This is a genomic window from Halopseudomonas sp., assembly GCF_041579695.1.
In the GTDB taxonomy this organism is placed as follows: domain Bacteria; phylum Pseudomonadota; class Gammaproteobacteria; order Pseudomonadales; family Pseudomonadaceae; genus Halopseudomonas.
The window spans coordinates 1-3181 of sequence record NZ_JBFGFI010000163.1 but is presented as its reverse complement, the minus strand read 5'-3'; the positions used below and the strand labels follow the sequence as shown (position 1 = coordinate 3181).

The following is a 3181-nucleotide window of genomic DNA, read 5'->3' as shown; positions in this document are numbered from 1 at the left end:
GACGCCGGCCGTATCGCCGGTCTGGACGTCAAGCGGATCATCAACGAACCAACTGCTGCGGCACTGGCCTACGGCATGGACAAGTCCCGTGGCGATTCCACCATCGTCGTATACGACCTGGGTGGCGGTACCTTCGACATATCCGTGATCGAGATTGCCGAAGTGGATGGCGAGCACCAGTTCGAAGTGCTGGCTACCAACGGTGATACTTTCCTCGGTGGTGAAGACTTCGACATGCGCTTGATCGACTACCTGGCCGATGAGTTCAAGAAAGAGAACGGCATCGATCTGCACACCGATCCGCTGGCGCTGCAGCGTCTGAAAGAAGCTGCGGAAAAGGCCAAGATCGAGCTGTCTTCGAGCAACCAGACTGACGTTAATCTGCCGTACATCACGGCCGATGCGACTGGTCCCAAGCACCTGAACGTCAAGGTGACTCGCGCCAAGCTGGAGTCGCTGGTTGAAGAACTGATCAAGCGCAGCATCGAGCCTTGCCGTGTGGCCATGAAGGATGCTGGTCTGGACGTGTCCGAGATCAACGAAGTGATCCTGGTCGGTGGCCAGACCCGTATGCCGCTGGTGCAGAAGACCGTGGCCGAGTTCTTCGGCAAAGAGCCGCGCAAGGACGTCAACCCCGATGAAGCCGTAGCCGTAGGCGCTGCAATTCAGGGCGCGGTATTGGCCGGTGACGTCAAGGATGTATTGCTGCTTGACGTGACTCCGCTGTCGCTGGGTATCGAAACCATGGGTGGCGTGATGACCACGCTGATCGAGAAGAACACCACGATTCCAACCAAGAAGTCGCAGGTATTCTCGACCGCCGATGACAATCAGACCGCCGTGACCATCCACGTGATGCAAGGTGAGCGCAAGCAGGCGAGCCAGAACAAGTCACTGGGCCGCTTTGACCTGGCGGATATTCCGCCCGCGCCGCGCGGTGTGCCCCAGGTAGAGGTAAGCTTCGACCTGGACGCCAACGGTATTCTCAACGTATCGGCGAAGGACAAGGCGACCGGCAAGCAGCAGTCGATCATCATCAAGGCTTCTTCCGGTCTGAGCGATGAAGAAATCGACCAGATGGTGCGCGATGCCGAGGCCAATGCCGAGGAAGACCGCAAGTTCGAGGAGCTGGTAACTACCCGTAACCAGGCCGATCAGTTGGTCCACGCGACTCGCAAGACCCTGACCGAGGCAGGCGACAAGGCCACCGAGGAAGAGAAGACTGCGATCGAGTCGGCCCTGGCCGATCTGGAAGCGGCGATCAAGACTGACGACAAGGCTGAGATCGAAGCGAAGATCAACGCCCTGTCCGAAGCGTCCGGCCCGCTGGTACAGAAGATGTACGCCGAGCAGGCGCAGGCTGGCCAGGGTGAAGAAGCCCAGGGCGACAGCCAGCAGGACGCCGGCGATGACGTGGTTGATGCCGAGTTCGAAGAAGTGAAAGACAACAAGAAATAAGTCTTTCAGCGACCGGCAGTCGCGCGCCGTAAGGGGCGCGACATACCATTGCAAGGCAACGCGGGAGCTCATCCCGCGTTGCTGTTTGTGTCAAAGGGACAAGTCCCTGTAAAGGAAATCTGAACGATGGCCAAGCGTGATTATTATGAGGTGCTGGGTGTCGAGCGCGGCGCTAGCGAAGCGGAGCTGAAAAAGGCCTACCGCCGACTGGCAATGAAACACCATCCCGACCGCAATCCTGATGATGAAGGTGCGATCGAGAAGTTCAAGGAAGCCAACGAAGCCTACGAGATTCTCACCGATGCGCAAAAGCGCGCGGCCTATGACCAGTATGGTCATGCCGGTGTAGATCAGAGCATGGGCGGCGGAGCTGGTGCCGGCGGATTCGCTGGCGGCAATTTCTCCGATATCTTCGGCGACGTGTTCGGCGATATTTTCGGAGGCGGCGGCGGTGGCCGTGGCCGCTCCAGTGTGCAGCGCGGCAGTGATCTGCGCTATACCCTGGAGCTGGACCTGGAAGAGGCTGTGCGCGGCACCACGGTAACCATCCGTGTACCCACTCTGGTCGAGTGCGGCACCTGTGACGGTAGCGGCGCGAAGAAGGGCACCAGCCCGGTTACCTGTACCACCTGTGGTGGGCATGGCCAGGTGCGCATGCAGCAGGGTTTCTTCTCTGTTCAGCAGACCTGCCCGCGTTGCCATGGCACCGGCAAGATGATTACCGATCCGTGCAGGGATTGTCAGGGTCAGGGTCGTGTCGAAGAGCAGAAGACGCTCTCGGTCAAAGTACCGGCTGGCGTGGATACCGGCGACCGTATTCGCCTGGCAGGTGAGGGCGAGGCGGGCGTCAATGGTGGTCCGGCGGGCGACCTCTATGTAGTCGTCTCCGTGCGCGAGCACAAGATCTTCCAGCGTGACGGCAAGAACCTGTACTGCGAAGTGCCGATCAGTTTTGCTGACGCTGCCTTGGGTGGCGAGCTCGAAGTGCCGACTCTGGATGGTCGCGTCAAGCTGAAGATCCCGGATGGAACCCAGACCGGCAAGCTGTTCCGTTTGCGTGGCAAAGGCGTGACGCCGGTCCGCGGTGGATCGCCGGGTGATCTGCTGTGCCGTGTGGCGGTGGAGACGCCGGTCAATCTGACCAAGCATCAGCGCGAGTTGATCCAGGAGCTGCGTGAGACCCTGCAGGAAGAAGGCTCCAATCAGTCGCCGCGGGCCAAGAGCTGGTTCGACGGTGTGAAGAACTTCTTCGAAGACATGAAATTCTGAGCGGAGCCCGGTTATGAGAAGAGTAGCGGTTATCGGTGCAGCCGGACGCATGGGCAAGACGCTGATCGAGGCGATAAGTCAGGCGGAAGGTATCCGGCTCACGGCCGCCATTGAGCGTCCGGAGAGCTCTCTGGTAGGCAGTGATGCCGGTGAGCTGGCCGGTACCGGACGCAACTCGGTGGTAGTGCAGGACAGTCTGCATAAGGTACTGGATGACTTCGATGTGCTCATCGATTTCACTCATCCGAGTACGACGCTGGTTAACCTGGCGCTCTGCCGCGAGGCGGGCAAGGCGATGGTTATCGGTACCACCGGTTTCACGGATCAGCAAAAGGAGCTGCTGACAGCCGCTGCGGCTGACATTCCGATCGTATTTGCGCCGAACTTCAGTGTGGGCGTCAACCTGTGCCTGAAGCTGCTGGATATGGCGGCCCGGGTGATGGGTGACGAGGCG

At 59.8% G+C, this 3181-nt stretch carries 3 protein-coding genes; all 3 read left to right on the top strand.

Going from position 1 to position 3181, the window contains the following annotated elements; all coding sequences use genetic code 11:
- Nucleotides 1-1458 (top strand): molecular chaperone DnaK (gene dnaK, locus ABYA88_RS15895; RefSeq protein ID WP_373188362.1); only part of this gene is annotated, 1458 nt, incomplete at its 5' end.
- Nucleotides 1459-1584: 126 nt separating this feature from the next.
- Nucleotides 1585-2727 (top strand): molecular chaperone DnaJ, encoded by a 1143-nt coding sequence (dnaJ, locus tag ABYA88_RS15890; RefSeq protein WP_373188361.1) that lies wholly within the window; start codon nt 1585-1587, stop codon nt 2725-2727.
- Between the two features lie 13 nt (nt 2728-2740).
- The coding region (gene dapB, locus ABYA88_RS15885) for a 4-hydroxy-tetrahydrodipicolinate reductase (protein ID WP_373188360.1) at nt 2741-3181 on the top strand (441 nt) is incomplete at its 3' end.

Coding starts and splice junctions, on each gene's coding strand:
- dnaJ (WP_373188361.1), top strand. CDS start 1,585: ATGGCCAAGCGTGATTATTATGAGGTGCTGGGTGTCGAGCGCGGCGCT.